Source organism: Streptomyces sp. 796.1, assembly GCF_047525675.1.
Lineage (GTDB): Bacteria > Actinomycetota > Actinomycetes > Streptomycetales > Streptomycetaceae > Streptomyces.
Map to the genome: position 1 here is coordinate 42,524 of NZ_JBLIWA010000025.1, position 26,556 is coordinate 69,079.

Below are 26,556 nucleotides of genomic sequence, written 5' to 3' on the forward strand. Positions count from 1 at the left end.
AGCCGGTAGAAAGAAGGCTCATGCCCGCACGCCAGCGACGCCGTTAGGTGATCCCATGATCGGCCGTATCCCCGTGTTGGACGTCCGCCCGCTCGTCGACTGCGGCAGGCGCCAGGCGAAGGCGGTGGTGGGTGAGACCTTCGAGGTCAGCGCCACCGTCTTCCGTGAGGGCCATGACGCGGTCGGGGCCAATGTGGTGCTGCGCGACCCCGCCGGGCGCAGCGGCCCCTGGACCCCGATGCGCGAGCTCGCGCCCGGCACCGACCGGTGGGGGGCGGACGTCACGCCCGAGCGCGAGGGCCGGTGGACGTACACGGTCGAGGCGTGGAGCGACCCGATCGGCACCTGGCGGGCGCACGCCAAGGTCAAGGTGCCGGCCGGCATCGACACCGAGCTGGTGCTCGCGGAGGGGGCCGCGCTGCACGAGCGCGCCGCCGCCGACGTGCCGAAGAACGCCGGCCGCGAGGCCGTGCTCGGCGCCGTCGACGGGCTGCTGGACGAGGGCCGGCCGGTGGCCGACCGGCTGGCCGCCGCGCTCGCCCCCGAGGTCCTGGCCGCGCTCGCCCGGCACCCGCTGCGCGAACTGGTCACCACCTCGCGCCCGCTCCCGCTCCAGGTGGAGCGGGAGCGGGCGCTGTTCGGCTCCTGGTACGAGCTGTTCCCGCGCTCCGAGGGCGCCGTGTGCGCGCCGGGCGCCCCGCCGGTCAGCGGCACCCTGCGGACCGCGGCCGAACGGCTGCCCGCGGTCGCCGCGATGGGCTTCGACGTGGTCTACCTGCCGCCGATCCACCCCATCGGCACCGCCTTCCGCAAGGGCCCCGACAACGCGCTCTCCGCCGGCCCGCACGACGTGGGCTCGCCGTGGGCGATCGGCTCCGCGGCCGGCGGGCACGACGCCGTCCACCCGGACCTGGGCACCCTGGCGGACTTCGACCACTTCGTGGCCAAGGCGCGCGAGCTGCGGCTGGAGGTGGCACTGGACTTCGCATTGCAGTGCTCGCCCGACCACCCGTGGGTGACCAGCCACCCGCAGTGGTTCCACCGCCGCGCCGACGGCTCGATCGCGTACGCCGAGAACCCGCCGAAGAAGTACCAGGACATCTACCCCATCGACTTCGACGCCGACTTCCCCGGCATCGTCCGCGAGACGCTGCGCGTGCTGCGCTTCTGGATGGCGCGCGGGGTGCGGATCTTCCGGGTGGACAACCCGCACACCAAGCCGGTGGTGTTCTGGGAGAAGGTCATCGCCGACATCAACCGCAGCGACCCCGGGGTGATCTTCCTCGCCGAGGCGTTCACCCGGCCCGCGATGATGCACACCCTGGCCGCGGTCGGCTTCCAGCAGTCGTACACGTACTTCACCTGGCGCACCACCAAGCAGGAGCTCACCGACTACCTGACGGAGCTGGCCGGCGACGCCGCCGCCTGCATGAGGCCCAACTTCTTCGTCAACACCCCCGACATCCTGCACGCCTACCTCCAGCGCGGCGGCCGGGCCGCGTTCGAGATCCGGGCCGTGCTCGCCGCGACGCTCTCCCCCACCTGGGGCCTGTACGCCGGCTACGAGCTGTGCGAGAACACGCCGCTGCGCGCGGGCAGCGAGGAGTACCTGCACTCCGAGAAGTACGAGCTGCGCCCGCGCGACTGGGCCGGCGCGGAGCGGGCAGGCGCCACCATCACCCCGCTGATCACCACGCTCAACCGGCTCCGCAGGCACCACCCGGCCCTGCGCCAACTGCGCAACCTGCGCTTCCACCGCACCGACAACGACGCGGTGATCGCCTACTCCAAGCGGGTGCCCGAACGCAGGTCCGAGCCGGAGGCCGCGCCGCGGACCGGGGCGCAGGGGCGGCGGCCGGCGGATGCCGCGCCCCCGCGCATCACCCCCGGGGACTGCGTGCTGACCGTGGTCAACCTCGACCCCCACCACACCCACGAGGCCACGGTCTCGTTGGACATGCCAGAACTCGGCCTCGACTGGCACGAGTCCCTGTCGGTGCGCGACGAGCTCACCGGCACCACCTACCACTGGGGCAGCGACAACTACGTGCGCCTAGAGCCGGGCAGCGGCATCGCGCCCGCGCACGTGTTCTCGCTGCGACCGTCCTCACCGATCGGAGGGTCACCCACACCATGATCGTCAACGAGCCCGTTCAGGACACCTTCGAGGACACGCCGGCCGGGGATCGCCACCCCGACTGGTTCAAGAGCGCCGTGTTCTACGAGGTGCTGGTCCGTTCCTTCCAAGACAGCAACGGGGACGGCATCGGCGACCTGAAGGGCCTCACGTCCAAGCTCGACTACTTGCAATGGTTGGGCGTCGACTGCCTGTGGCTGCCGCCGTTCTTCGCCTCGCCCCTGCGCGACGGCGGCTACGACGTGTCCGACTACACGGCCGTCCTCCCCGACTTCGGGGACCTCGCCGACTTCGTCGAGTTCGTGGACGCCGCGCACCACCGCGGCATGCGCGTGATCATCGACTTCGTCATGAACCACACCAGTGACCAGCACGAGTGGTTCAAGCAGTCGCGCACCGACCCGACCGGGCCCTACGGCGACTACTACGTCTGGGCCGACGACGACAAGCAGTACTCGGACGCGCGCATCATCTTCGTCGACACCGAGGCGTCCAACTGGACCTTCGACCCGGTGCGCAAGCAGTACTACTGGCACCGCTTCTTCTCCCACCAGCCGGACCTGAACTTCGAGAACCCGGCCGTGCAGGACGAGGTCATCGCGGCCCTGCGGTTCTGGCTCGACCTCGGCATCGACGGCTTCCGGCTGGACGCGGTGCCCTACCTGTACGCGGAGGAGGGCACCAACTGCGAGAACCTGCCGCGCACCCACGCCCTCCTCAAGCGGGTCCGGGCCGAGATCGACGCGCACTACCCGGACACGGTGCTGCTGGCCGAGGCCAACCAGTGGCCGGAGGACGTCGTCGACTACTTCGGCGACTTCCGGCGCGGCGGCGACGAGTGCCACATGGCGTTCCACTTCCCGGTGATGCCGCGCATCTTCATGGCGGTGCGCCGCGAGTCCCGCTACCCGGTCTCGGAAATCCTCGCCAAGACGCCGGCCATCCCGTCCGGCTGTCAGTGGGGCATCTTCCTGCGCAACCACGACGAACTGACGCTGGAGATGGTCACGGACGAGGAACGTGACTACATGTACGCGGAGTACGCCAAGGACCCGCGGATGCGGGCCAACATCGGCATCCGCCGCCGGCTCGCCCCGCTCCTGGACAACGACCGCAACCAGATCGAACTGTTCACGGCGCTGCTGCTGGCGCTGCCGGGATCGCCGATCCTCTACTACGGCGACGAGATCGGCATGGGCGACAACATCTGGCTGGGCGACCGGGACGCGGTGCGCACCCCGATGCAGTGGACGCCGGACCGCAACGCCGGGTTCTCCTCCTGCGACCCGGGGCGGCTGTTCCTGCCCACGATCATGGACCCGGTCTACGGCTACCAGGTGACCAACGTCGAGGCGGCCATGAGCAGTCCCTCGTCGCTGCTGCACTGGACCCGGCGGATGATCGAGATCCGCAAGCAGAACCCGGCGTTCGGGCTCGGCTCCTTCACCGAACTGCCCTCAAGCAACCCCGCCGTACTGGCGTTCCTCCGCGAGTACGGCGACGACCTGGTGCTGTGCGTCAACAACTTCTCCCGGTTCGCCCAGCCCACCGAACTCGACCTGCGCGCGTTCGACGGCCGCCACCCGGTGGAGCTCATCGGCGGCGTGCGCTTCCCCGCCATCGGCGAACTGCCGTACCTGCTCACCCTCGCCGGGCACGGCTTCTACTGGTTCCGGCTGCGCCCCGCCGACGCGGAGGCGGCTGGCGCCGCGGCCACGGCCGACCGGCAGCCGGTGCACTGAGCACGGCCGCCGCGGGCAGGGCCGCGGCGCGGCGTCTCCGGGGCGCGGCCCGGTGCGGCGGTACGGCCCCCGCTGCGGCGGCGCGGCGACCTCAGGCGGCGCGCACCCTCGCGGACGAGCACGGCACCTCCGCGGACGAGTCAGCGCGGCGCCTCGGCGTTCGAGCCCGACAGCTCCGTGCCGGAGCAGTACCCCCGCGGCACGGCGCGGCGCCCGGTACTCCGGTGACGTCCTGAAGTAGTGCGGCATCCTGATGCGGCGGGTCGATCCCACGCCGCACCCCGGCCGCGGGCACATCCCGCCCCACCGCACCCTGCGCACCGCAGCGGGCGCACCCCCACCACACGGGTGCCGCCCGCCGGCCCGGGGCCCGTTCCGCGCGGCCCGGCCCCGTGTGCGCGCCGCCCGGCCTCAGTCTGCGCGCCCCGTCTCGTACGCGGGCCATCTCGTACGCGGGCACGGCCCCGGTTGGCGCGCCGCCCCGCGCCGCGTCTGGCACGCCGCCCGGCCCCCTGTGCGCACCGCCCCGGGCCCGCCCGTTCCGTACGCGGCTGCCGCCCGTGGGGTGGGCCCATGGCTCCGTCGGGCGTCCCCCGGGGTACTTCCACAGCGCGCCGCCGCCGAGAAAATGACGCGATATTGGACACTTCGTCCTATCTGTCGTGTGCCCCGGGGAAAGGACGCGACGTCATGTCGGACGCCTCGATGTCCCGGGGGACACCCCCCACACCCCCGCTCGTCCCGTCGGCGGGGGCGGCTCGATCAGGCCAGTGGGGCCGGTCGGGCCCGTCGGCCCGTACGGCCGCACGGGTCGACAGCGGGCTGTTGGCCTCGCTCGCGCCGCTGTTGCTGGCCTGGTTGCCCGAACAGCGGTGGTTCGCCGGCAAGGGGCGGCCGATCAGCGGGTTCAGCCTCGTCTCCGCGACGGAGCTGCTGCCCTGCGCGGCCCGCGACGGCTCGCCCGGCCTGCTCCATCTGCTGGTACGCGCCCATCAGGAGGAGCCCGACGACGCCCCGGAGGCGGGCGCGGGCGCTGACCAGGCCGTGGGCGCGGGTGCGGACCCAGCGGCGGACCCGGGTACGGGCCCGGGCTTCGGTGAGGAGCTCGGCGGGGCGGCGGGGGGCGGCGGCGCAGCGGGCACGGGGCGGGACGGGGCCGGCACGGGGCATGGTCGGCCCGGCACGGGGCGGGACGGGGCTGAGGTGACGAAACCATCCTGCTGGGCCGGGGCCCGGCCGCGGACCGCCCCGGCCGACTGCTACCAACTGCTGCTCGGCGTCGTCCCGGCACCGCCGGGCGCCGCGCCGCCGCCGGGCGCCGGTGCGGCGGGTCCTGGCCCGACCACCGGTCCCGGCCCGGAGCGCACCGCGCCCGCCCCGGCCACCACGGACACGGCCACGGCCGCCGCCCCTGCCCCTGCCACGACCGGCACTGCCACCGCGGCTGCCGCGGCCACCGCCGTGCTCGCCACCGGCCCCGGCCCGTCGCCGCACGGCGTCCCCTCCCCCATCGGCCGGCCGGCCAGCGGGCCGCTGCGCGGGGCGCTGCTCTACGAGGCGCTGGCCGATCCGCGGCTGGCCACGGTGCTGCTCGAACGGCTGCGGCTGCCCGGCACGTGCGGGCCGCTGCGCTTCCACCGGGCCCCCGGCGCCGGCATCGAGCGCGGCCTCGCGCCCCGGCCGCTCGCCGCCGAGCAGTCCAACTCGTCGGTGGTGTACGGCGACGCGTACATCCTGAAGGTGTTCCGGCGGATCGCCCCCGGCATCAACCCCGATCTGGAAGTGGCGTTGGCCCTCGCCCGCTCCGCCTGCGGGCGGGTGCCGGCCCCCACCGCCTGGTTCGAGGCGAGCGCCGGCCCGTACCCGGCCGGTGGCGGCGGCACGGTGGGGGCGGCGGGCGCGGGACCCGGGGGCGAGGCGGGGCACGGGGACGGTGCGGGGCACGGGGACGGTGCGGGGCCCGAGGACGGTGGGGGCGGTCGCGGCGCGGGGCCCCGGGGCGGGCCGGCCGTCGGGGGGGCGGGCACCTTCACGCTCGGGCTGCTCCAGCCGTACCTCGCCGGCTCCGTCGACGGCTGGCAGTTCGCGCTGGACGACCTGGCCGGCGGCGGCGACTTCGGGGCCGCGGCGCACGCGCTCGGGCGGGCCACCGCCGAGGTGCACCTCGCGCTCGCCCGGTCGCTGCCCACCACCTGGCTGCGCCGCTCGCAGCTCGAAGAGCTCACGGCCGCCATGTCGGACCGGCTCGACGCGGCGTCCTGCGCCGTCCCCGAGCTCCGCCCGTACCGCGGTGCGCTCCGCAACGCGTACGCCGATCTCGCCGTGCTCGGCGCCGACGGGCGCGGCCTGCCGGTGCAGCGCATCCACGGCGACCTCCACCTGGGGCAGGCGCTGCGCCACGCCGACGACGGCCGGTGGAGCCTGATCGACTTCGAGGGCGAGCCGGCCAGCCCGCTGGCGGAGCGGCGGCGCCCGCAGCCGGTGGTGCGCGACGTCGCGGGGATGCTCAGGTCCTTCGAGTACGCGGCGGCGGTGGGCGCGCGCGCCGCAGCGGAGCGGCCGGGGCCGCCCGGCGCCGCGACCACCGATCCCGCGGCGTGGGCCCGGCGCGCCCGGGACGCGTACTGCGCCGGCTACGCCGCGGCCAGCGGCCACGACCCGCGCGCGGAGCCGGCGTTGCTGCGCGCGTACGAGACCGACAAGGCGGTGTACGAGGTGCTGTACGAGGCCAGGCACCGGCCCGACTGGCTGCCCGTGCCGCTGGCCGCGATCCGCCGCCTGGCCGCGACGGCAGCGGCGACGGCGACGGAGGCGGCGCGCGGTCCGAACTGAGCCCGCGCGCCCCGCCGCCCACCCCGCCCCGGCCCCGTTCCCTGTTCGCCGCTTCCCCCTCCGTCCCCCTCCGTCCCCTCCGTTGCTCCCCTCCGCCGCTCCCCTCCTCCGTCCTCCTCCGTCCCCCCGCGCCGTTCCCTCCCGCTTCCCGACTTCGCTCCTCGACCCCCGCCCCGCCCCCCTTCCCCGCAGGAGACACCCCGTGACCGTCCGCCCGTCCCCCGGCTCCCGGCCCGGGGAGTCAGCCGCCGACCCGCGCGCCCAGCACCCGGCCGCCCCACGACCTGCCCACCGCGCGGCGCAGCCGTCGGGCCCCGCCGCGCCACGGCGCCCGCACGCCGCGGACTCCGGACTCGACCGGCCCTCGTACGACGGCCGGCCCACGCCCCGTGCGCCGCGGCTGCCCGAACCACCGGCGGCCGTCCCCGCCCCGGCGCCGACCGTCCCCGCCGCCCTCGCGCGCGCGGGCGCGCCCGCGAAGCCGGTGACCACCGGAGCCGCGCCGGACGGGGCGGAGCGGGCCGCGCGCGCCGATGCGCTCGAATCGCACGAGCTGGACCGGCTGTTGGCGGGTGCGCACCACGACCCGCACGCGGTGCTCGGGGCGCACCCGGTGCCGGGCGGGGTGCGGTTCCGGGTGCTGCGCCCGTACGCCCGTACCGTCGCGGTCGTCGTCGACGGGCGGTCGACGGAGCTGTGGTCGGAGGGTGGTGGCCTGTTCGGCGGGGTGCTCCCGCTGGCGGCGGTGCCCGCGTACCGGCTGCGGGTGGTGTACGGGGAGGGCGACGCCGGCGCGGTCGCGGAGGCCACGGAGCCCACGACCGCGCCGAAGCCCGCCGTGCGGACGGGGCGGACGGAGCGGGCAGGCCGCACGGAGCGGACAGGGCAGACAGGCCTCACGGGGCAGGCGGGACGGGCAGGCCGCACGGAGCCCACGGAGCCTCCAGGCCAGACAGGCCGCACGGAGCAGACGAGCCGGAGGGAACCGCTGGTCGACGATCCGTACCGCTTTCTGCCCGCACTCGGCGAGTTCGACCTGCATCTGATCCGCGAGGGGCGGCACGAGGAGCTGTGGCGGGCGCTCGGGGCGCAGCCCATGGTGCACCAGGGGGTGGCCGGGACGCGGTTCACGCTGTGGGCGCCGAACGCCCGCGGGGTGCGGGTCAGCGGGGACTTCTCGTACTGGGACGGGACCGCCTACCCGATGCGGTCGCTGGGCGCCAGCGGCGTCTGGGAGCTGTTCCTGCCCGGCGTCGGCCCGGGGGCGCTGTACAAGTTCGACATCACCCGGCCCGACGGGTCGCACACGCTGCGCGCCGACCCGATGGCGCGGCGCACCGAGTGCCCGCCGGCGACCGCCTCCGTCGTGTACGCCTCGCACCACGAGTGGCAGGACGGGGCGTGGCTGGAGCGGCGGGGCGCGCGGCCGGTGCACGCCGCGCCGTTCTCCGTCTACGAGGTGCACCTGCCGTCCTGGCGCCCCGGCCTCGGCTACCGCGAACTGGCCGAACAACTCCCCGGCTACGTCAAGGACCTGGGCTTCACGCACGTGGAGTTCATGCCGCTCGCCGAGCACCCGTTCGGCGGCTCCTGGGGCTACCAGGTCACCGGCTTCTACGCGCCGACGGCCAGGCTCGGCACCCCGGACGACCTCAAGTACCTCATCGACGCGCTGCACCAGGCCGGCATCGGGGTGCTCCTCGACTGGGTGCCGGCGCACTTCCCGCGGGACGAGTGGGCGCTCGCCGAGTTCGACGGCCGGCCGCTGTACGAACACGCGGACCCGGCGCGGGCCGCGCACCCCGACTGGGGGACGCTGGAGTTCGACTACGGGCGGCGCGAGGTGCGCAACTTCCTGGTGGCCAACGCGGTGTACTGGTGCGAGGAGTTCCACGTCGACGGGGTGCGGGTGGACGCCGTGGCCTCCATGCTCTACCTGGACTACTCGCGCGAGCCCGGCGGCTGGACCCCGAACGTGCACGGCGGCCGGGAGGACCTGGACGCGGTCGCCTTCCTCCAGGAGATGAACGCCACGGTCTACCGGCGCTGCCCGGGCGTGGTGACCATCGCCGAGGAGTCCACCGCCTGGGACGGCGTCACCCGCGCCACCCACCACGTGGGCCCCGGCGGCTTCGGCGGGCTCGGGTTCGGCCTGAAGTGGAACATGGGCTGGATGCACGACTCGCTGAGCTACATCGGGCACGAGCCGGTGCACCGCGCGTACCACCACCACGAGATGACGTTCTCGATGGTGTACGCGTACTCGGAGAACTACGTACTGCCCATCTCGCACGACGAGGTGGTGCACGGCAAGCGGGCGCTGGTGTCCAAGATGCCCGGCGACTGGTGGCAGCAGCGCGCCAACCACCGCGCGTACCTCGGCTTCATGTGGGCCCATCCGGGCAAGCAACTCCTGTTCATGGGGCAGGAGTTCGCACAGGGGGCGGAGTGGTCGGAGCCGCACGGGCCGGACTGGTGGCTGCTGGACCCCTCGTACGCGGCCGAGCCCGACCACCGCGGCGTACGGGACCTGGTGCGCGAGCTCAACGCGCGCTACCTGGCGACGCCCGCGCTGTGGGAGCGCGACACGGCGCCCGACGGGTTCGCCTGGATCGACGGGGACGCGGCGCAGGACAACGTGTTCGCCTTCGCCCGGCACGCGGCCGACGGCAGCCCGCTGGTGTGCGTGAGCAACATGTCGCCGGTCGTCCGGCACGGGTACCGGATCGGCGTGCCGGACGAGGCGCCCGCGTGGGTGGAGGTGCTGAACACGGACGAGGAGCGGTACGGCGGCAGCGGCGTCGGCAACCCCGACCCGCTCAAGGCCGAACCGACCGCCTGGCACGGCCGCCCCGCCTCCCTCTCCCTGGTCCTGCCACCGCTGGCCACGGTGTGGCTGCGGCCCTTCTGAGCGGGGTGGGGCGGGGGTTGCGGGGGTGGAGGCTGCGGGGTGCGGGGGGCGGCGGGTACGGGGCGCGGTGCGGGGCTCAGCACGGAGCGCGTTACGGGGCGGCGGCGTCCGGCCGGCCCCGCCACGGCCGGCCGGACGCACCGGGCCCGGCGACCGGCGCGGCGCAGCACACCGGCGCCGGCCGGAACCCGGGCGAGTGGCCGCCCCGCCCCGGAGGAGCGGGGCGGGGCGGCGGATCGGGGGCATTCGTGGGGTGCCCGTGGGGGGAGGGCTCGCCTGCGGGGTGCGGGGTGCCCGTGCGATACGAGGTACGGGGCGCGCGCCCGCGGGATTGGAGGGCGGGTGCGCCCGCGGGGATGGGGGGCGGGCGCTTCCGCGGGGTGCAGCGAGGAGCCGTGGCGCCTGGCGGGGCCGGCGCCGGCGGCCCCGCTCAGACGGTGGCCGCCTCCTTGCCGTCCGTACTGCCCGCGCCGCCCGCACCGGCCGAACCGTCAGCTTCGGCAGCGCCATCAGCCCCACCTGCGCCAACCGCACCCGCGGCGCCCACGGCGCCCTTCGCCAGCGGCACCCGGCCGTCGGGGGCGTCGGCCCCGCCACCGGGCTCCGCCCCGTCAGTTCCGCCAGAGCCCTCCGCCCCGTCGGATCCTCCCGCCCCGTGGTGCCCGTCGTTGAGCAACGTCCGTTCATCGAAGGGGAGTTGACCGGCGAGTACGGCCCGCATTCGATCCCGGTCGATCTCCTTGGTCCAGGTGCCGACCAGGACCGTGGCGACCGCGTTGCCGGCGAAGTTGGTCAGGGCCCGCGCCTCGCTCATGAAGCGGTCGATGCCGACGATCAGGCCGACGCCGTCGACCAACTCCGGGCGGTGCGACTGGAGGCCGCCGGCGAGCGTGGCCAGGCCGGCGCCGGTGACCCCGGCGGCGCCCTTGGAGGCCACGATCATGAAGGCGAGCAGCGAGATCTGCTGGCCGATGGAGAGCGGATCGCCCATCGCCTCGGCGATGAACAGCGAGGCCATCGTCAGGTAGATGGCGGTGCCGTCCAGGTTGAAGGAGTAGCCGGTGGGGACCGTGATGCCGACGACCGGCTTGCTGACGCCCGCGTGTTCCATCTTGGCGATCAGCCGCGGCAGCGCCGACTCGGACGAGGAGGTGGAGAGGATCAGCAGGAACTCCCGCGCCAGGTACTTCAGCAGCAGGAACAGGTTCACACCGGCGACCAGCCGCAGGATCGTGCCGAGCACGACGACCACGAAGAGCAGACAGGTGGTGTAGAAGCCGATCATGATGACCGCGAGCGAGCGCAGCGCGTCCGTACCGGTTTCGCCGATGACCGCCGCGATCGCGCCGAACGCGCCCACCGGGGCCGCCCACATGATCATCGCCAGCACCCGGAAGACCAGCCGCTGGATGTGGCCGATGCCGCGCAGCACCGGTTCGCCGGCCTTGCCCATGGCTTGCAGCGCGAAGCCGACGAGCAGCGCGATCAGCAGGGTCTGGAGCACCTCGCCCTCGGTGAAGGCCGACAGCATGCTGGTCGGGATGATGCCGAGCAGGAAGTCCTCGGTGGACTCGCTCGCCCCGTCCGCCTGGCCCTGGCCGGCTTTGGCCGCCTCGGTGGTCAGGTGCAGGCCGCTGCCGGGCTCCAGGACGTTGCCGACCAGCAGGCCGATGGCGAGCGCGACGGTGGACATCAGCAGGAAGTAGCCGAGCGCGAGCCCGCCGACCGCGCCGACCTTGGCCGCCTTGCGCACCGACCCGACGCCGAGCACGATCGTGCAGAAGATGATCGGCGAGATCATCATCTTGATCAGGTTGACGAAGCCGGTGCCGATCGGCTTGAGCTCCACGGCGAAGTCCGGTGCCGCGAACCCCAGCGTGATGCCGATGAGCACGGCCGCGATCACGGAGAGGTAGAGGTAGTGGGTCTTGTCGCGCCGGGCGGGCGGCGGGGCCTTCGCCGGCGGCGCCGTTCCCGGTGCCGCTCCGGACGTCCGGCCGGTCGACTCGGACCCGGGCGGCGTCCGGCCCGGTTCCGATGGCGAGGTCTGCGCAGCCACGGCTGCCTCCTTCGTTCCTGAGGTGCTGCTCGGCGGGGCGGAGCGCTGCTTGGGTACGGCTCGGCCGCCCGCCGGCCGATCACATCCGGCCAGGCCGCTCAGTGGGGTACGCGCGGTTCCGGCGCTGGATGTCCCGGTGACTATGCATCACACTGTGACGGCGGTCACGCTTCCGTACATTACGTTCACGCCGGGAACAGCGGGCAGACTGAGCCGATGCGCATCCCCCGTCCTCGCAGCCTCGCTGGTCAGCTCTTCGCCATGCAGGTCGTGCTGGTCGCAGCCGTGGTCGCCGGGTGCGCCGTCTTCACCTACGTCACGGCCCGCGGCGAGGCGCAGGACGCGGCCCGCCGGCAGGCGGTGACCGCGGCCACCACCATCGCCAACGCCCCGGGCGTGGCCGACGCGGTGCGCTCGCCCCACCCCACGAACGTGCTCCAGCCGTACGCGGAGCGGGTCAGGCTCGACTCCGGCGTCGACTTCGTGACGATCATGACCCCGCGCGGGGTGCGCTGGACGCACCCCGAACCGAGCCGGATCGGCGAGACGTTCCTCGGCCACACCGGCCCCGCGCTGCGCGGCCGGGTGTTCTCGGAGACCTACACCGGCACCCTCGGCCCCTCCGTACGCGCCGTCGCCCCGGTCCGCGAGGGCGGCGGGACCGACGGCCCCGGCCCGGTGGTCGCGCTGGTCAGCGCGGGGATCACGGTCAAGGCGATCAGCGAGCAGGAGCGTCGGCAGGTGCTCGCGCTGGCCGGCGTCGCGCTGGCCGCCCTGGTCATCGGCGGCCTGGGCACGTACGTCATCAACGCCCGGCTGCGCCGCCACACGCACGGCATGAACGCCAACGAGCTCAGCCAGTTGCACGACTACCACCAGGCGACGCTGCACGCGGTGCGGGAGGGGCTGGTGATGCTCGACGGGCGACGCAGGATCGCGCTCATCAACGACGGCGGACGCGAACTCCTCGGCCTGGGCGGCCCGGCAGCCGGGGGTGGCGGATCGGCTGGCGCCTCGGCCAGCGGGGTAGCGGGGGCTTCGGTTGGCGGTTCGGCTGGTGGTTCGGTTGGCGGTTCGAGTTCGACTGACGGGCCGGCCGGTGCTTCGGCAGGCGGTTCTGTTGGCGGTTCTGTTGGTGGTTCGGCGGGCGCCTCGGTGGGGCGGTCGACGTCGGGCGCGGGGCCGTACGGGGCCGCGGGGCCGGCCGCGCACCCGCACGGGGCCGGGGCCATGAGCCCGGGTGGCGCCCCGTCTCCGGTCCCGGCCTCGGCCGGCGAACCGTCCACGGACCCGGCCGGCGCCCGGACCGTACCGCCGTCCCGTACCGCGCCCGGTTCGTCGCGCGCCGCCACCCCGGCACACCCCGACGCGGCCCGCGGTCCGGGCGGCCCGGGCAGCGCCGACAGCCGAGACCAGCGGGAGCGGAGCGGTCGGAAGGATCGGCAGGGGCAGGGCCAGAAGGGCCGGAAGGGCCGCATAGGGCATCTCGTACGGCTGCGGCGGGCCGGCCGCGCGGGCGGTGCCGGTAGCGGTACGCGCGCGGGCGCACGCGGGGCGGGGCGGGGCGTGCCGCCCGTCGGGCGGCACGTGACCGACCTGGGGCTGCCCCCGCCGCTGACCGCCGCACTGCTCGACCCCGAACCGCGCCGGGACGAACTGCACCTGACCGCCGACCGGGTGCTGGTCGTCAACAGCGCCCCGGTGAGCAGCGGCGGCCAGCGCGGCTCCGTGGTGACCCTGCGCGACCACACCGAACTCCAGGCGCTCTCGGGCGAGTTGGACTCCGTACGCGGCTTCGCCGAGGCGCTGCGCTCGCAGGCGCACGAGGCGGCCAACCGGCTGCACGCGGTCGTCTCGCTGATCGAACTCGGGCGCGCGGACGAGGCCATCGAGTTCGCCACCGCGGAACTCCAACTCGCGCAGGCGCTCACCGACCAGGTGGTGGGCGCGGTCGCCGAGCCGGTGCTCGCCGCGCTGCTGCTCGGCAAGGCCGCGCAGGCCAGCGAGTACGCGGTGGACTTCGAACTCACCACGGACAGCCACATCGACGACGGCCTGCTGCCGCCGAGCCTGCCGGCGCGGGACCTGGTGACGATCCTGGGCAACCTGGTGGACAACGCGATCGAGGCGGCCGGCGGCCAGGGGGCGGCGCGCCCGGAGCACGGCACGGGGCGGCGCGTGGGCGGCGCACCGGAGGCCCGACGCGGCCGGGTCACGGTGACCGTACGGGCCGGCGGCGGGGAGTTGACGCTGCGCGTCGGCGACAACGGCCCGGGCGTGGGCCCCGGCGCCGCCGAGGAGATCTTCCAACGTGGCTGGAGCACCAAGGCGGTGCCGGGGCACGGGCTCGGCCTCGCCATCGTGCGACAGGCGGTGCACCGCAACCACGGCACCATCGACCTCGACCGCTCCCCCGAGGGCGGCGCCGAGTTCACCGTCCGCCTTCCGATCCGCAGCGAGGCCGCCCCGTACGAAGACGGAGCGGACGGGGCGGCGTCGTACGGAGCGGACCGGGCGGCCTCGTACCGGGCGGACGGGGCGGACGGGGCGGACGGGGCGGGCGGGGCCGGGGCGGGTGGGGCCCCGTGAGCGCGTTGGGCTCCGACGCCGCCGCGGGGCGCGGACCGATCCGGGTACTGGTGGTGGAGGACGACACGCTGGCCGCCGACGCGCACGCGCTCTACGTCGGCCGCATCCCCGGCTTCACCGTGGTCGGCACCGTGCACTCGGCCGGCGCGGCCCGCCGCCGACTGGAGCGCAGCGCCGTCGACCTGCTGCTGCTCGACCTCTACCTGCCGGACGGGCACGGGCTGCGACTGCTGCGCACCCTGCGGGCCGGCGGCCACGGCGTGGACGTGATCGCCGTGACCTCGGCGCGCGACCTCGCCGTCGTGCGGGAAGGGGTCTCGCTCGGCGTCGTGCAGTACGTGCTCAAGCCCTTCACCTTCGCCACCCTGCGCGAACGGCTGGTGCGGTACGCGGAGTTCCGGGCCACCGTCACCGTCGGCGAGGCCAGCGGGCAGGACGAGGTGGACCGGGCGCTGGCCGCGCTGCGCGCCCCGCACCCAGCGGCCGAACTGCCCAAGGGGCTCACCCCGGACACCCTCGGGTCGGTCACCGAGGTACTGCGGGCGGCCGACGACGGGATCTCGGCGCACGCGGCGGCGCAGGCGCTCGGCATTTCGCGCATCACCGCCCGGCGCTATCTGGAGCACCTGGTGGAGACCGGCCGTGCGGTACGGGCCCCGCGGTACGGCGGCCTCGGCCGGCCCGCACTGACCTACCGCTGGGTCAGCGCACCGGACGCCACAGGCTGAGCGGGCCGGGCCCCGGCCCGTACCCCTGGCTCGCGCGGGCCCACAGCCGCCCGTGCCCCCGGCTGCGCGGGCCCGAGCCCGCTCCGTACGCGCGCCTGCGCGGGCCCACCCCGTGCCCCGTCTGTGCGGGCCCGCAGCCGCCCCGTACCTCCCGGCTGCGCGGCGCCGCGCCCGCCCCGTACCGCCGACTGAACGCGCCGCGTGCCGCCACGCGCCACCACGCCCACGGGCCCCGTCCACCCGGCCCCCGTCACCCGACCAGGCCCGCACCCGTCGCTCGACGGGTACCGGCGGCGCGCCCCCGGCGCATCCGTGCGCTCGGGCAACGACACAGGTCAGCCATGGTGCACAAGCCCCGGGTCGCCCACCCATGGGCGCACGGAACCGGGCCTTCAGGTAAACAGGAAACTTTCTTAATCATCGCCTTGTCGGGTCTGCACGGGCTCGCTACCGTTCACATCCCCAACTCCCGTCCAAGGATGGAGGCATGACGTGGCTATGGTGAGGAACCGCAGATCGCTCGCCGTGCTCACGGCCGCCGCGCTCGTCGGCGGCGGCGGATTCTGGCTCGCCGGCCTGCCCGGCAGCCAGCCCGCAAGTGCCACCAGCACCGCCCCCACATCGGCCGTCGGGTCCGGGCAGGCCACGCGCGCCGCGGCCACCCCCGCCGTCCCGTTCGGCAGCCACTCCTTCTCCTACGCCAGCGGCGCCCTCAAGCCCTCGGGCAACCAGCAGGACAACGACGCCAAGGTGGTGTCCTTCTACAAGAAGTGGAAGGCCAACTTCATCAAGCAGAACTGCGGGAACGGCTGGTACCAGGTGTACTCGCCGGACGCCGACCACGACTACGTCGGCGAGGCGCAGGGCTACGGCATGGTGATCACCGCGACCATGGCCGGCGCCGACGCCGACGCGCAGAAGATCTTCGACGGCATCCTGAAGTACGTACTGGCGCACCCCTCGTCCATCAACAAGGACCTGCACGCCGCCGAGCAGGACGAGAGCTGCAAGAGCGTCAACGGCACGGACTCGGCGACCGACGGCGACCTGGACATCGCGTACGGGCTGCTCCTCGCCGACCGGCAGTGGGGCAGCTCCGGCACGTACGACTACAAGGCGCTGGCCGTGAAGCGGATCAACGCCATCAAGAAGAGCGAGGTGCACAGCGGCACCAAGCTGACCAAGCTGGGCGACTGGTCATCGGGCTCCGACGACAAGCTCTCGCGCACATCGGACTGGATGCCTGGCCACTTCAAGGCGTTCAAGAAGGCCACCGGCGACGGCACCTGGGACGCGGTACGCACCAAGACGCAGCAGGTCACGGCCGACCTCCAGAGCAAGTACGCGGCGAAGACCGGCCTGTTGCCCGACTTCGTGGAGAACACCACCAGCTCGCCGCGGCCCGCCAACGGCGAGGTGCTCGAAGACCCGCACGACGGTGACTACCACTGGAACGCCTGCCGCGACCCGTGGCGGCTCGGCACCGACGCCGCGCAGACCGGCGACTCCGCGTCGAAGAAGGCAGCGGTCAAGCTGAGCAACTGGGCGGAGCAGAAGTCCGGCGGCAACCCGTCCAAGCTGGTCAACGGCTACCGGCTGAACGGCTCGGCCTACGGCTCCGGCAACGACGCCGCGTTCTTCGCCCCGTTCGCGGTCGCCGCCATGAACGACGGTGACGGTCAGGAGTGGTTGGACGCGCTCTGGAAGAAGATGGTCGCCACTTCGCCCGGCTCCGGCGACTACTTCTCCGCCAGCATCCAGCTCCAGTCGATGCTGGTGGTCACGCACAACTTCTGGACGCCCTGACCCGGCATCCGTTCCACCGGCTGCGCGGCGCCTAATCGCGCGCCTGCCCGTCGCGCCGGCCGGCCCGCCTGACCGCACCGTTCCGACGGCGGGCGGGGCGTCCCCGTAACGGGCCCGGCCCGGCACCCCACGAGGGTGCCGGGCCGTTCGCACGCCCGGCCGCTCCGCTCCACACCCCGCCGCCGGGCAACGCCTCATGCGCCCCCGCGCCCCCGTACGCGCACCGACGCCCCGCCGGCCCCCGCCGGACGCCGTCGGACGCCGCCCGCACTGCGCCGTACCAGTGACCCCGCCACCGGCCGGGGTCGCGGCCATTGACCTGTGCTCGAAGTGGCACGTACGGTCACCGGGCAGTCACCGCAGCGCCCCGTCGGCGCCTCCTGCGCGCCTTGGGGCGCCGTGTCCAAGGAGGCCGTGCCCGTGCGCCCCACCGCCCCGCTCATCCTCGCCGCCAGTCTCACGCTCGCCGCCACCTCGCTCACCGCCTGCGGCGCGTTCGGCAACGATCCCCACACCATCAAGGTCGTCTACCTGCGCAACACGGACAACGAGGTCAGGCACATGGACGCCTACCTGTCCGCGGTGAAGAAGGAGTTCGAGCGCACGCACCGCGGCGAGAAGGTCAAGCTGATCCCGATCCAGGCCGCGCAGCCCGACTACTGGGTGAAGATCCAGCAGATGATGCGCTCGGCGAAGACCACACCGGACGTCGTCTACGAAGACACCTTCATCATCAACTCCGATGTGGCCAGCGGCTATCTGCGCCCGCTCGACCGCGAACTGGCCCGCTGGCCCGCCTGGGACCAGTTCCTGCCGCAGGCCAGGACCGCGGCGAAGGCCGAGGACGGCAAGACCTACGGGGTACCGATGGGCACCGACACCCGCGGGCTGTGGTTCAACAAGGAGATCTTCGCCAAGGCCGGGCTGCCCACTGACTGGCGCCCCCGCACCTGGGCCGACCTGCTGGCCGCGGCCCGCACCATCAAAGCGCGGGTCCCCGGCGTCACGCCCCTCAACGTGTACACCGGCAAGGGCCCGGGCGAGGCGTCGGTGATGCAGGGCTTCGAAATGCTGCTGTACGGCACCGGCACCGACCCGCTGTACGAGCCCAAGGCCGGCAAGTGGGTCACCGGCGGCCAGGGCTTCAAGGACGCACTCGGCTTCCTCGACACCTTTTACGGCCAGCGCCTCGGCCTGCGCCCCGCGGAAGCGGTCGACCCCAACGTGCCCACCCGGGTCGCGACGGAGCTGCTGCCCGAGGGGAAGGTTGCCATCGCCCTGGACGGCTCCTGGCTGGGCCAGTTCTGGATCGAATCCGGCGGGCGGCCCTGGCCCCGGTGGTCGAAGGTGCTCGGCCGCGCCCCGATGCCGACACAGTTCGGGCAGCCGCCCGGGGTGGTCAGCATGTCCGGCGGCTGGGCCTGGGCGATCCCCGCCAAATCGGAGAAGCCCGAACTCGCCTGGAAGCTCATCCAAACCCTCCAGACCACCCCGAACGCCGTCGAGTGGACCCTGCGCGACGCCCAGATCGCGGTCCGCAAGGACGTCGCGGCCGACCACCGCTACCGCACCTCGATGCCCGGCATCGCCTTCTTCACCGACCTCGTACGCCACACCCACTACCGCCCCGCCCTCCCCGAATACCCACGGGTCTCGGCAGCCATCGGCGAAGCGATGGAAACCGTCACCACCAGCGGCACCTCCCCCACGAAGGCCGCCCGAGAGTACGACGCAGAGCTACGCTCCCTCACCGACGGCAAGGTGGTGAACCGACCTTGATGAACAGACTTGGTCTTGGTCGAGGTGGGGTGGGTGGGCGGCGGGGTGGAGCGGGTGGGCGGGGTGGTTTGGGCCGGCGGGGTGGAGCGGGTGAGTGGGGTGGGACGGGTGAGTGGGGTGGTTTGGGCCAGCGGGGTAGCTCAGGTGAGTGGGGTGGAGCGGGTGGGCGGGGTGGTTTGGGCCGGCGAGATAGAGCGGGTGGGCGGGGTGGCTGGGGTCGCCTGAGCCGTCTGGGTGGACAGGGTGGGATGGATGGGCTGGGCGGCCGGGACGGCCTAAGTGGGTGGGGCGGTCGGGGTGGCTCGGGTACTCCGCGATCGGGGGCCCCCTCCCCCTCCCCCATCCCCGCCCCCACCCCCGTCGATCACGGTCGCCGGCCGTTGCGCTGGTTGCCGCTCGCGCCGGCCACCGTCCTGCTGCTGCTCTTCCTCGGCGGCCCGATCCTGTACTGCATCGTCATCGCCTTCACCGACATGCAGCTCACCGGCTCCGCTTCGACGCACTTCGTCGGCTTCGACAACTTCCAACACGCCTTCCAGGACCGGCACTTCCGCAACGCCGTGGTGCTCACCCTGGTCTTCACCGTGCTGTCCTCGATCATCGGCCAGAACACGCTCGGCCTCGGCCTCGCCCTGCTGATGCAGCGCGCCTCACGCCCAGTGCGCACCCTGACCGGGGCCGTGGTCATCGCGGCCTGGGTGGTCCCGGAGATCGTCGCTGGCTTCCTCCTCTACGCCTTCTTCCGCGATGAGGGCACCTTGAACTCCGTCCTCGACGGGGTTCACCTGCCCTCTCAGGACTGGCTCTACAGTGCGCCGATCATCGCCGTATCGCTCGCCAACGTCTGGCGCGGCACCGCGTTCTCGATGCTCATCTACTCGGCCGCCCTCTCCGATGTACCCCGGGAGGTCACTGAGGCGGCGGAGGTGGACGGGGCGGGCGGCTGGCGCCGGCTGTGGCACGTCACCCTGCCGATGATCCGCCGCTCCATCGGTACCAATCTGATGCTCAACACCCTCCAAACGCTCTCCGTCTTCGGTCTGATCTGGGCCATGACCCGCGGCGGCCCCGGCAACCGCAGCCAGACGCTCCCGGTGTTCATGTACGACCAGGCCCTGCTCAAGGCGCTGATCGGCTACGGCACGGCGGTCGCCCTGCTGTTGTTGGTCATCGGCGGCCTGTTCGCCACCGTCTATCTACGGCTGCTCCGTACGGAGGTGTGAACCCATGCCCACACCCGACCTGCCCCCGGACCCCACGCCCAAGCCAGAGCCGGAACCAGAAGCCGGGCCCGCACTCACACCCATGCCCGCACCGGAAACTGAGCCCACACCCACACCCGAGCCGGAAGCCGGGCCCGCGCCCGAGCCTGGTCCTGCACCCACCTTCAAGCCCCCGCACGCATCCGGACCCACACCCGCCTCCAAACCCGCCCCCGGCCCCACACCCGAGCCCGCACCGGAAGCCGAGCCCGCACCTGGCCTTCCGCCCGTGCCCGCTCCCGACCCCAGGCCCGAGCCCGTACCGGAAGCCGACCCCAGGCCCGAACCCGAGCCAGGGCCTGAGCCCGTCGCTGCCGCTCCGGCTCCCGCTGCCCTCACCATCGCCGACCAAGCCCCGACGTACCCCGGTGGCCGCCGTCGTCAGACGGCCCCGCAGGCCCCGGCCACCCATCGGGCCCGGGTAGCCCACCGCACTCCCGCCGCCCGACGCCGGCTGCGCCGCCGCTGCGGTGCCGATCTGGCCCTGCTCGCCCTCACCGCGCTGTTCCTACTGCCCCTGGTCTGGCTCCTACTCGCCGCCTTCGACTCCCACGCGGGGCTCCGCATCTCCGCACCGTCCCCGGCGACCTGGGACAACTTCGATGCGGTGTGGAACGAGGAGATCACCTTCCGTCCGATCCTCAACAGCCTGCTGCTCTGTGGTGGCGGCACCCTGCTGACGGTGGTGTGCGCGACGCTCGCCGCCTACCCGCTGTCCCGCTACCGCTCCCAACTGGTCCGCCCGTACCTGCTGACCGTGCTGTTCACCACCTGCCTGCCGCTGACCGCGGTGATGGTGCCGGTGTATGCGCTGTACGTACGGGTGGAGCTGATCGACAGCATCCTCGGCACCGCGCTCTTCCTGGCCGCCACTCAACTACCGTTCGCCATCTGGCTGATGAAGAACTTCATGGACGGCGTTCCGATCGCCCTCGAAGAGGCCGCCTGGACGGACGGCGCCTCCCGGCTCCGGTCACTGGTGTCCGTGGTGCTACCGCTGATGGGACCTGGTCTGACGGTGGTGACGGTCTACAGCTTCATCATGATGTGGGGAAACTTCTTCGTCCCCTTCATGCTCCTCCTCACCCCTGATCAACTCCCTGCCTCGGTCACCCTGTTCACCTTCTTCGGCAGCCGCAATTCGGTGGTCTACGGCCAACTGGCGGCGTTCTCGCTGCTCTACACCACGCCCGTGCTCCTCCTGTACCTCCTGGTCGCCCGCCGGCTCGGTGGTGGGTTTGCCCTCGGCGGTGCGGTGAAGGGCTGACCCACCGCACCACCACCCTGCCCTGGACTGCCCTGACCTCACTTGTCGTTCCTGCTTCTGCCCCATAGGCCACGACCCGCCGCAAGCCGCGACGATCAGCGGGCGGTGGGGCGAGGACGGCCGACTCGGCACGCGGCCGTCCTCGCCCCCGCGCCGCGCGGGCTCCGGTGGGTGTCGGGGGGAGCACCACACCACCGGGCGGCCAGCCCGCGCCGGCACCGGCTCGGCGTCAGCGTCAGCGTCAGCGTCAGCGTCAGCGTCAGCGTCAGCGTCAGCCGATGATGGCCTCCATCTCCTGTTGGATGATGTCCATGAAGGGCGTCTCGTCGTGGTTGCCGAGGACGACGCCGATCCATCCGGTGTACGGGTAGATGTTCCAACTGGCGACGCTGCCGGGGTTGACTCCGGCGCGGCCGTTTATCCACTGCCCCTTGGTGAGGCTGATCGGCATCATGTAGGACGCGAATGCCGCATCGGCGGGGACGGCTCCGCGGGCCAGGCCGCCGCCCTGCGGGGCGAGCGGGATCTTGGGGCCCATGAAGATCTCGGCGTAGGGCCGGTCCAACAGGGTACCGTCGGTCAGCCCCTGGGCGAACCGGATCAGGTCAGGCGCGGTGGCGAAGCCACCGTCCCCGGGGGGATCTATGAAGCTACGGCCCGGGTTCTTGCCCAGTTGGTGCGGATCGGGGCTGCCCTTGTCCAGGTTGCGGACGGCGTCCACCCGGCTGCCGTCGGCCTGCCGCATGTACGAGTGCGCGATGTGCGGATCGGTCAACCACTGCGGCCTGGTGAAGAACCCGGTGCCCTGCATGCCGCACCGCCGGAAGACGTTCTCCTCCACGTAGTCCCAGTAGGACATGCCGGTCACGGCCTCCACGATCAGCGCGGGTATGGCGACCTCGGCCCCCGCGTGGTCGGTGGGGGTGCCAGGCGGAGCCGCCTGCTTCGACTCCCTGGCCCATCGCGCGTAGAAGTCGTGCACCTCTTCCCTGCTCTGGTAGACGCGTTGCAGGTCCTCGTCCGGGGTGCTCAGCCCGGAAGTGCCGGTGAGCAGGTGGTGGATGGTGACGTGGTCGGCGGTCTCCTTGGCGAAGCCGGTGAGGTGGGTGCCCACCGTGTCGGAGAGCTGGAGCTTGCCCTGCTGCGCCAGTTGCAGGATGGCCACCGCGCCGAACGGCTTGCCCGCCGACGAGAGGTTGAAAGCGACCCCCTCGTGGTTGCGGATGCCCTTCTCCTGATCGGCCAGGCCGTAGCTGCGGGACAGCACCGTACGACCCCGGTGCGCGAGCATCACCACGCCGGAGAACCTGTTCTCCGCGGCCAGCTTCGCCACGAACTTGTCGTACGCCCCGCCGGGTCGGGCGGCCGGCGGGATCTCCACGGTGTCGGCCTTGCGCTGGGCGGCGCGGCTGGGCCTGGCCCCTGCGAACTGTGCGCCACCCGCCGCCACGCCAGCCGCCGTCAACCCACTCCAGCCGAGCAACCGTCGGCGGTCGACCCCACGTACGGAATCGGAGCCCATGAGCACGTTCCTTTCTTGGTCCGCGGACCGACTGATGGCACGCGGTGGTCCGTGACTCCACTGAAGACGATGGGTGGTTGCGCGGGCGTATGCGTTTTTCCATACGCTGGCGATATGCGGCGTAGCCGCCACGGCCACGGCAAGCGCGGCACCCTCCCCTCCCGGAACGCCGCCCCGCGACGGCCCGGCAGCGAGCCGGCCGGCGACATGCACACGGCAGTACGGCAGCAGGGCGGTACGGCGCACGGGTGCATCACAGCCCACGGCCCCCGCCCGGAGCGCCCTCACCCCGCAGCGGCCCCACAGCCAGCGCAGCCCGAAACCGGGCCACGCTCCGGGCCCGGAATAACCCCAACCACCGTGGTGAACAACCTCGTTGACTCGCGCCCGACCCCGTCAACGCGCTGGACCGGGCGCTCCGCGTCGCCCTGAAGCGCACCGACCCGACCTGGCCGACCTGGAGCTGGTCGACTACAAGGTGCGCATCCTGGAGGGCCGGGACGGCACCGAGTCGTACGCCCTCGCCAGCTCCCATCCGGCCCCCGCCAGGCCCGGCACCCGTCCCCGTCAGCCCCCGTCACGCCCCCTCAGCAACGGACGCACCGCGGTGTCGGGCCCTCGCCCCGAGGTTCGGTGTCGGGGCCGTCCGCCCCCGCACCAGCCCCCGTCGGGCCCACCGCGCCTAGCGAGCGGCCCACCGTGACCGCACCCGCCGCACCGGTCACACCACTCACTCCCGTCACACCCACTGCCGGGCCCGTACCGCCGTCCCGGCCCCGTGCTGGTGGGCGGTCGCGGTACTGGATGCGGAACGCGGGGTGGCCGGGCGACTGTTCGTCGAGCGGCACGATTCCGTACCGCTCGACGCACTCCGCGCACGACCACACGGTGCCGCCGGGGCCTGAGTTGGCCTCGATCACCGCTACGGCGATGGCCTGCTCGGTGGGGCCCCGATGGGTGTTGCACCAACTCGATCGAACGCTCATGGCTCTCCTTGCCTGCGATGCCTCTGCAAGGAGGACGCAAAAGCGGGCCTTCGGGTGACAGCCCACGTCCCATGACATCGACTCGTCTTGACGGGTCGAATCGACGCCGGGTCATTTCGGTGCGTGAGGAGGCGTACCGGTCCGCGCTCCGGGCCGCTCGTCCCGGAACACATCGACCCAACTCCCCGTCCCTCGATCCCCGCCCCCCTTTCCCTCCACGCCCCCCGCCCTGGCACCTAAGGCCGGCGGTTGCTCGGCTGGAGTGGGTTGGCAGCGGCTGGCGGGGCGGCGGATGGCACAGGGAACGCGCCGTGGCCGTGGTCGCTGCGCCGGATTTCGTCAGCGTATGGAAAAGCACATACGCCCGCGCAACCACCCATCGTCTTCAGTGGAGTCACGGACCACCGCGTGCCATCAGTCGGTCCGCGGACCAAGAAAGGAACGTGCTCATGGGCTCCGATTCCGTACGTGGGGTCGACCGCCGCCGTCCCGTGCCCGGAGCGGCCCCGGTCCGGCCCGGACACTCGTACGCCCCCGCCCCGCTACGGCACCGCCGGCGCCGCGCAGCCATGCGCGGCGGCGGACCGGCGGGTGAACTCGGCAAGCGCCCGCCGCTGGTACGCCACGTCGGCGCGGGGCTCGTCCTCGCGCCCCTCGCTCGCGCTGTCCTCCGTCAGAGCATCGACGATGTACAGCGCCGCCGGTCGGTCCGCGCCGCAGCGGGCACTCGCGTACCAGAAGTGCAGTTGAGGCACGTCCACCTCGCCCGCGGGCCGTTCTTCGAGGTCGGAGTGGGCGGACCCGCCGTGGGACTGCCCCGCCACGACGAAGCGCAGGTCCTGGGCGTACGGCCCGTACAGGGCGCGCAGTCGGTAGCTTCCGGCCGCCCCGGACCTGCCCACCAGGCACGCCTCGTAGGGGGCCGTGTCGCGGGCGCTCTCCCAGGCGTGCCTGACGTCGATGCCGGGCTGCTTCCCGGCGGGAGTGCCCGGCGTCGGCGGCAGTCCGGCACAGGTGCCCTCGGCGTCGCGCAGCGGCACGTACTCGCGCTCGTCCACCGGCAACGGCACCGTCACCGGGTCGGTGCCCAGCGGCGCATCGCAGTTCAGGTGCCGGGCCGCCTTCTTGGCCGTCGCGGTGGCCACGCGCGCGAAGGCCGCGCGGTGGCGCGGGTCGTCCAGCGTGCTGTCCTCCTGCTGCACCTTGGCCGTCACCAGCAGGTCACTCGTACTGTTAGCACAGGTCAGGAGGACCGCCGTGGTCGCCTCCGAGCCGTCGGCGACGTTGCGGTCGAGGGAGAAGTGGCCCGACCAGCCGTGCCCGAGCGGCGCCGGGGCGAGGCCGCGCGGCACGATCGGCCCGGTGCGGTCGTAGCCGGGGTCGACGCGCAGCTGCCCCGGCGCCTCGCGGACGCCGATCGTCACGGACGCCTCCACCGTCGGCTTGCCCGCGTGGTACTCCAGGTCCCGCTTGACCGTGCAGGTCAGCAACAGCGGTTCGCGCACCGCACGGTCGTCGCTGCCGCGCTCCCCGACCCCCTGGCCGGCGTGCTCGTCGTCACCTGCGAAGGACCCCTTGCGGACGGTGCCGCGCCCGCCGTCCTCCAGCGGCCCGCTACCGAGGATGGCCCGTGCCTCGCGCTTGGCGAGCACCCCGTCGCAGGCGCCGGCGAGCAGCTTGTCCCGCTGATGGCGGTCGTAGCCGCCGCCGAACCAGTAGTAGCCGCCGCCGATGAGCGCGAGGACCAGCAGCAGCGCACCACTGGTCAGCGCCCGCCGCCGCCACCGCTCGCGCACGGCCCGACGCGCCCGCTCCGCTTCCCTCGCGGCATGCGCGACATGCGCGGCATGCTCGGCTTGCTCAGGCTGGTCTGCCTGGCTCACCTGCTCAGACCGTCCCTCCGGCCCTGGTTGGCTCACCTGCTCAGACCGTCCCTCCGGCCCTGGTTGGCTCACCTGCTCAGACCGTCCCTCCTGTCCACCAGCCCGACTCTGCCGGTCCGGACGCCTCGGCCACCTTGCGGGCGCCGCTTCGCCCTGTGGACCTGGCTGCTCTCTCTGCCCGTCCTGCCCTACTCGGCCCACCCGTTCAGGCCGGCCCTGCCCCTCAGACCAGCCCTGTCCCTCAAGCCCGCCCTCCTGTCCAGCCTCATCCGGCTGCCCCGGACGGCCAGGCCGCCCCCGCCCCACATTGGTCACTTGGCCATCACCACCCCGGTCGGCATCGAAAGCCGCGGTGCGGCGCAGTGCTGTTGGCGGGCGGTGACCCAGTTCGCGGCGCGCACTGCGGTACGGGCCGGGGCCAGCCGCTCGGCAGGAGTGAGGTCGCTCGGGAAGTCGGCCCGTACCGGAAGTTCCACGCTGATGCGCAGGTCACGCGAGGGGCGGACGCGGCCGGTGAGGTCGCCGCGGCAGCGGACACGCAGCCAGGCAGTGAGGTTCGCGCGGCCCAGTCCCGAGTCGTACGTCAGCGTGGCGCTGGTGCCTGGCGGGGTGCGCCAGGTGCCCACTGCGTCGTCCAGGTTCGGCGGGCTGAGTCGGTCCTCTTCGCCGGGCAGCGCGGCCACGGCGTGCACCCGTACCAGTGCGTCCGGTTCCCACTTCGCGTGGCTCGCGCCCCACATCAGCGTGCAGTCGTAGAGCGAGCGGCTGGCGCCGCCGTCGGCCAGGGTGCCGAACTCGGCCAGTTCTCCGGCGGAGTCGGCCGGCAGGTAGGGGCGCAGTTCGGACACCGGCAGCAGGCCACGGCAGGCTTGTTCCAACTGTTGCTGGTTGTCGGCGAGTTGGGCTGCGCGTCGTTCGTGTCGTAGGACGACGTAGCCGGTGGTCCCGGCCGCGAGCAATGCCCCCACGAGCACGTACCGCAGCCACACCCTGGCCCACAGCCCCCGCATTCCGCCCCCGTCGCACGCATGGGCCGCCGGCCCGCACACCGCC

General features: G+C 73.3%; 14 protein-coding genes and 1 pseudogene. 10 read left to right on the top strand and 5 right to left on the bottom strand.

Translation table 11 applies throughout. The features are described from left to right. Positions 1–55: 55 nt before the first annotated feature. From ACMA1D_RS18405 to glgB, 4 genes are all read left to right on the top strand, one after another. On the top strand, positions 56–2,137 hold the full coding sequence (locus ACMA1D_RS18405; protein ID WP_414725091.1) for an alpha-1,4-glucan--maltose-1-phosphate maltosyltransferase: 2,082 nt from the start codon (positions 56–58) through the stop codon (positions 2,135–2,137). Continuing rightward, positions 2,134–3,879: a maltose alpha-D-glucosyltransferase gene (gene treS, locus ACMA1D_RS18410; RefSeq protein ID WP_414725092.1), complete on the top strand. Its 1,746-nt coding sequence runs from the start codon at positions 2,134–2,136 to the stop codon at positions 3,877–3,879. The genes ACMA1D_RS18405 and treS overlap by 4 nt, the downstream gene beginning before the upstream one ends. Before the next feature lie 690 nt (positions 3,880–4,569). Then, positions 4,570–6,711, top strand: coding sequence for a maltokinase N-terminal cap-like domain-containing protein (locus ACMA1D_RS18415; protein ID WP_414725093.1), 2,142 nt, complete (start codon positions 4,570–4,572; stop codon positions 6,709–6,711). A 202-nt stretch (positions 6,712–6,913) separates the two neighbouring features. Then, complete coding sequence (glgB, locus tag ACMA1D_RS18420) at positions 6,914–9,622, top strand: 1,4-alpha-glucan branching enzyme (protein WP_414725094.1); 2,709 nt, start codon at positions 6,914–6,916, stop codon at positions 9,620–9,622. 553 nt (positions 9,623–10,175) lie between these two features. Here glgB and ACMA1D_RS18425 read toward each other — a convergent pair. Continuing rightward, a pseudogene (locus tag ACMA1D_RS18425) lies at positions 10,176–11,528 on the bottom strand (cation:dicarboxylate symporter family transporter); the annotation flags it as partial. A gap of 369 nt (positions 11,529–11,897) precedes the next feature. Between ACMA1D_RS18425 and ACMA1D_RS18430 the strand changes: the two are divergent. From ACMA1D_RS18430 to ACMA1D_RS18455, 6 genes are all read left to right on the top strand, one after another. Continuing rightward, positions 11,898–14,270 (top strand): ATP-binding protein, encoded by a 2,373-nt coding sequence (locus ACMA1D_RS18430; RefSeq protein ID WP_414725095.1) that lies wholly within the window; start codon positions 11,898–11,900, stop codon positions 14,268–14,270. Continuing rightward, complete coding sequence (locus tag ACMA1D_RS18435) at positions 14,267–14,998, top strand: response regulator (protein ID WP_414725096.1); 732 nt, start codon at positions 14,267–14,269, stop codon at positions 14,996–14,998. The genes ACMA1D_RS18430 and ACMA1D_RS18435 overlap by 4 nt, the downstream gene beginning before the upstream one ends. Positions 14,999–15,496: 498 nt before the next feature. After that, complete coding sequence (locus ACMA1D_RS18440; protein ID WP_414725132.1) at positions 15,497–16,804, top strand: glycosyl hydrolase family 8; 1,308 nt, start codon at positions 15,497–15,499, stop codon at positions 16,802–16,804. A 420-nt stretch (positions 16,805–17,224) separates the two neighbouring features. After that, positions 17,225–18,583, top strand: a complete 1,359-nt coding sequence (locus ACMA1D_RS18445) for an extracellular solute-binding protein (protein WP_414725097.1) — start codon at positions 17,225–17,227, stop codon at positions 18,581–18,583. A gap of 380 nt (positions 18,584–18,963) precedes the next feature. Beyond that, on the top strand, positions 18,964–19,806 hold the full coding sequence (locus tag ACMA1D_RS18450; protein WP_414725098.1) for a carbohydrate ABC transporter permease: 843 nt from the start codon (positions 18,964–18,966) through the stop codon (positions 19,804–19,806). A gap of 493 nt (positions 19,807–20,299) precedes the next feature. After that, positions 20,300–21,112 carry a carbohydrate ABC transporter permease gene (locus ACMA1D_RS18455; protein WP_414725133.1) on the top strand — a complete coding sequence of 271 codons (813 nt, stop codon included), beginning with the start codon at positions 20,300–20,302 and terminating at the stop codon, positions 21,110–21,112. Between the two features lie 271 nt (positions 21,113–21,383). Here the strand turns inward: ACMA1D_RS18455 and ACMA1D_RS18460 are convergent, their stop codons facing one another. The 4 genes from ACMA1D_RS18460 to ACMA1D_RS18475 all read right to left on the bottom strand — a co-directional run bounded on the left by ACMA1D_RS18460 (position 21,384) and on the right by ACMA1D_RS18475 (position 26,513). Continuing rightward, complete coding sequence (locus tag ACMA1D_RS18460; protein ID WP_414725099.1) at positions 21,384–22,634, bottom strand: serine hydrolase domain-containing protein; 1,251 nt, start codon at positions 22,632–22,634, stop codon at positions 21,384–21,386. A 587-nt stretch (positions 22,635–23,221) separates the two neighbouring features. Next, entirely contained in the window at positions 23,222–23,620 is a 399-nt protein-coding gene (locus tag ACMA1D_RS18465) for a hypothetical protein (RefSeq protein ID WP_414725100.1), read from the bottom strand. A gap of 542 nt (positions 23,621–24,162) precedes the next feature. Then, on the bottom strand, positions 24,163–25,503 hold the full coding sequence (locus ACMA1D_RS18470; RefSeq protein WP_414725101.1) for a hypothetical protein: 1,341 nt from the start codon (positions 25,501–25,503) through the stop codon (positions 24,163–24,165). A 311-nt stretch (positions 25,504–25,814) separates the two neighbouring features. Further along, a complete protein-coding gene (locus tag ACMA1D_RS18475; RefSeq protein ID WP_414725102.1) occupies positions 25,815–26,513 on the bottom strand; it encodes a hypothetical protein in 699 nt (232 codons plus the stop codon). Between the last annotated feature and the right edge of the window lie 43 nt (positions 26,514–26,556).

What these genes read in the sequence shown, in the direction of transcription:
- ACMA1D_RS18405 (WP_414725091.1), top strand. Translation starts at nt 56, where the DNA reads ATGATCGGCCGTATCCCCGTGTTGGACGTCCGCCCGCTCGTCGACTGC.
- treS (WP_414725092.1), top strand. Translation starts at nt 2,134, where the DNA reads ATGATCGTCAACGAGCCCGTTCAGGACACCTTCGAGGACACGCCGGCC.
- ACMA1D_RS18415 (WP_414725093.1), top strand. Translation starts at nt 4,570, where the DNA reads ATGTCGGACGCCTCGATGTCCCGGGGGACACCCCCCACACCCCCGCTC.
- ACMA1D_RS18430 (WP_414725095.1), top strand. Translation starts at nt 11,898, where the DNA reads ATGCGCATCCCCCGTCCTCGCAGCCTCGCTGGTCAGCTCTTCGCCATG.
- ACMA1D_RS18440 (WP_414725132.1), top strand. Translation starts at nt 15,497, where the DNA reads ATGGTGAGGAACCGCAGATCGCTCGCCGTGCTCACGGCCGCCGCGCTC.
- ACMA1D_RS18460 (WP_414725099.1), bottom strand. Translation starts at nt 22,634, where the DNA reads ATGGGCTCCGATTCCGTACGTGGGGTCGACCGCCGACGGTTGCTCGGC.
- ACMA1D_RS18465 (WP_414725100.1), bottom strand. Translation starts at nt 23,620, where the DNA reads ATGAGCGTTCGATCGAGTTGGTGCAACACCCATCGGGGCCCCACCGAG.
- ACMA1D_RS18475 (WP_414725102.1), bottom strand. Translation starts at nt 26,513, where the DNA reads ATGCGGGGGCTGTGGGCCAGGGTGTGGCTGCGGTACGTGCTCGTGGGG.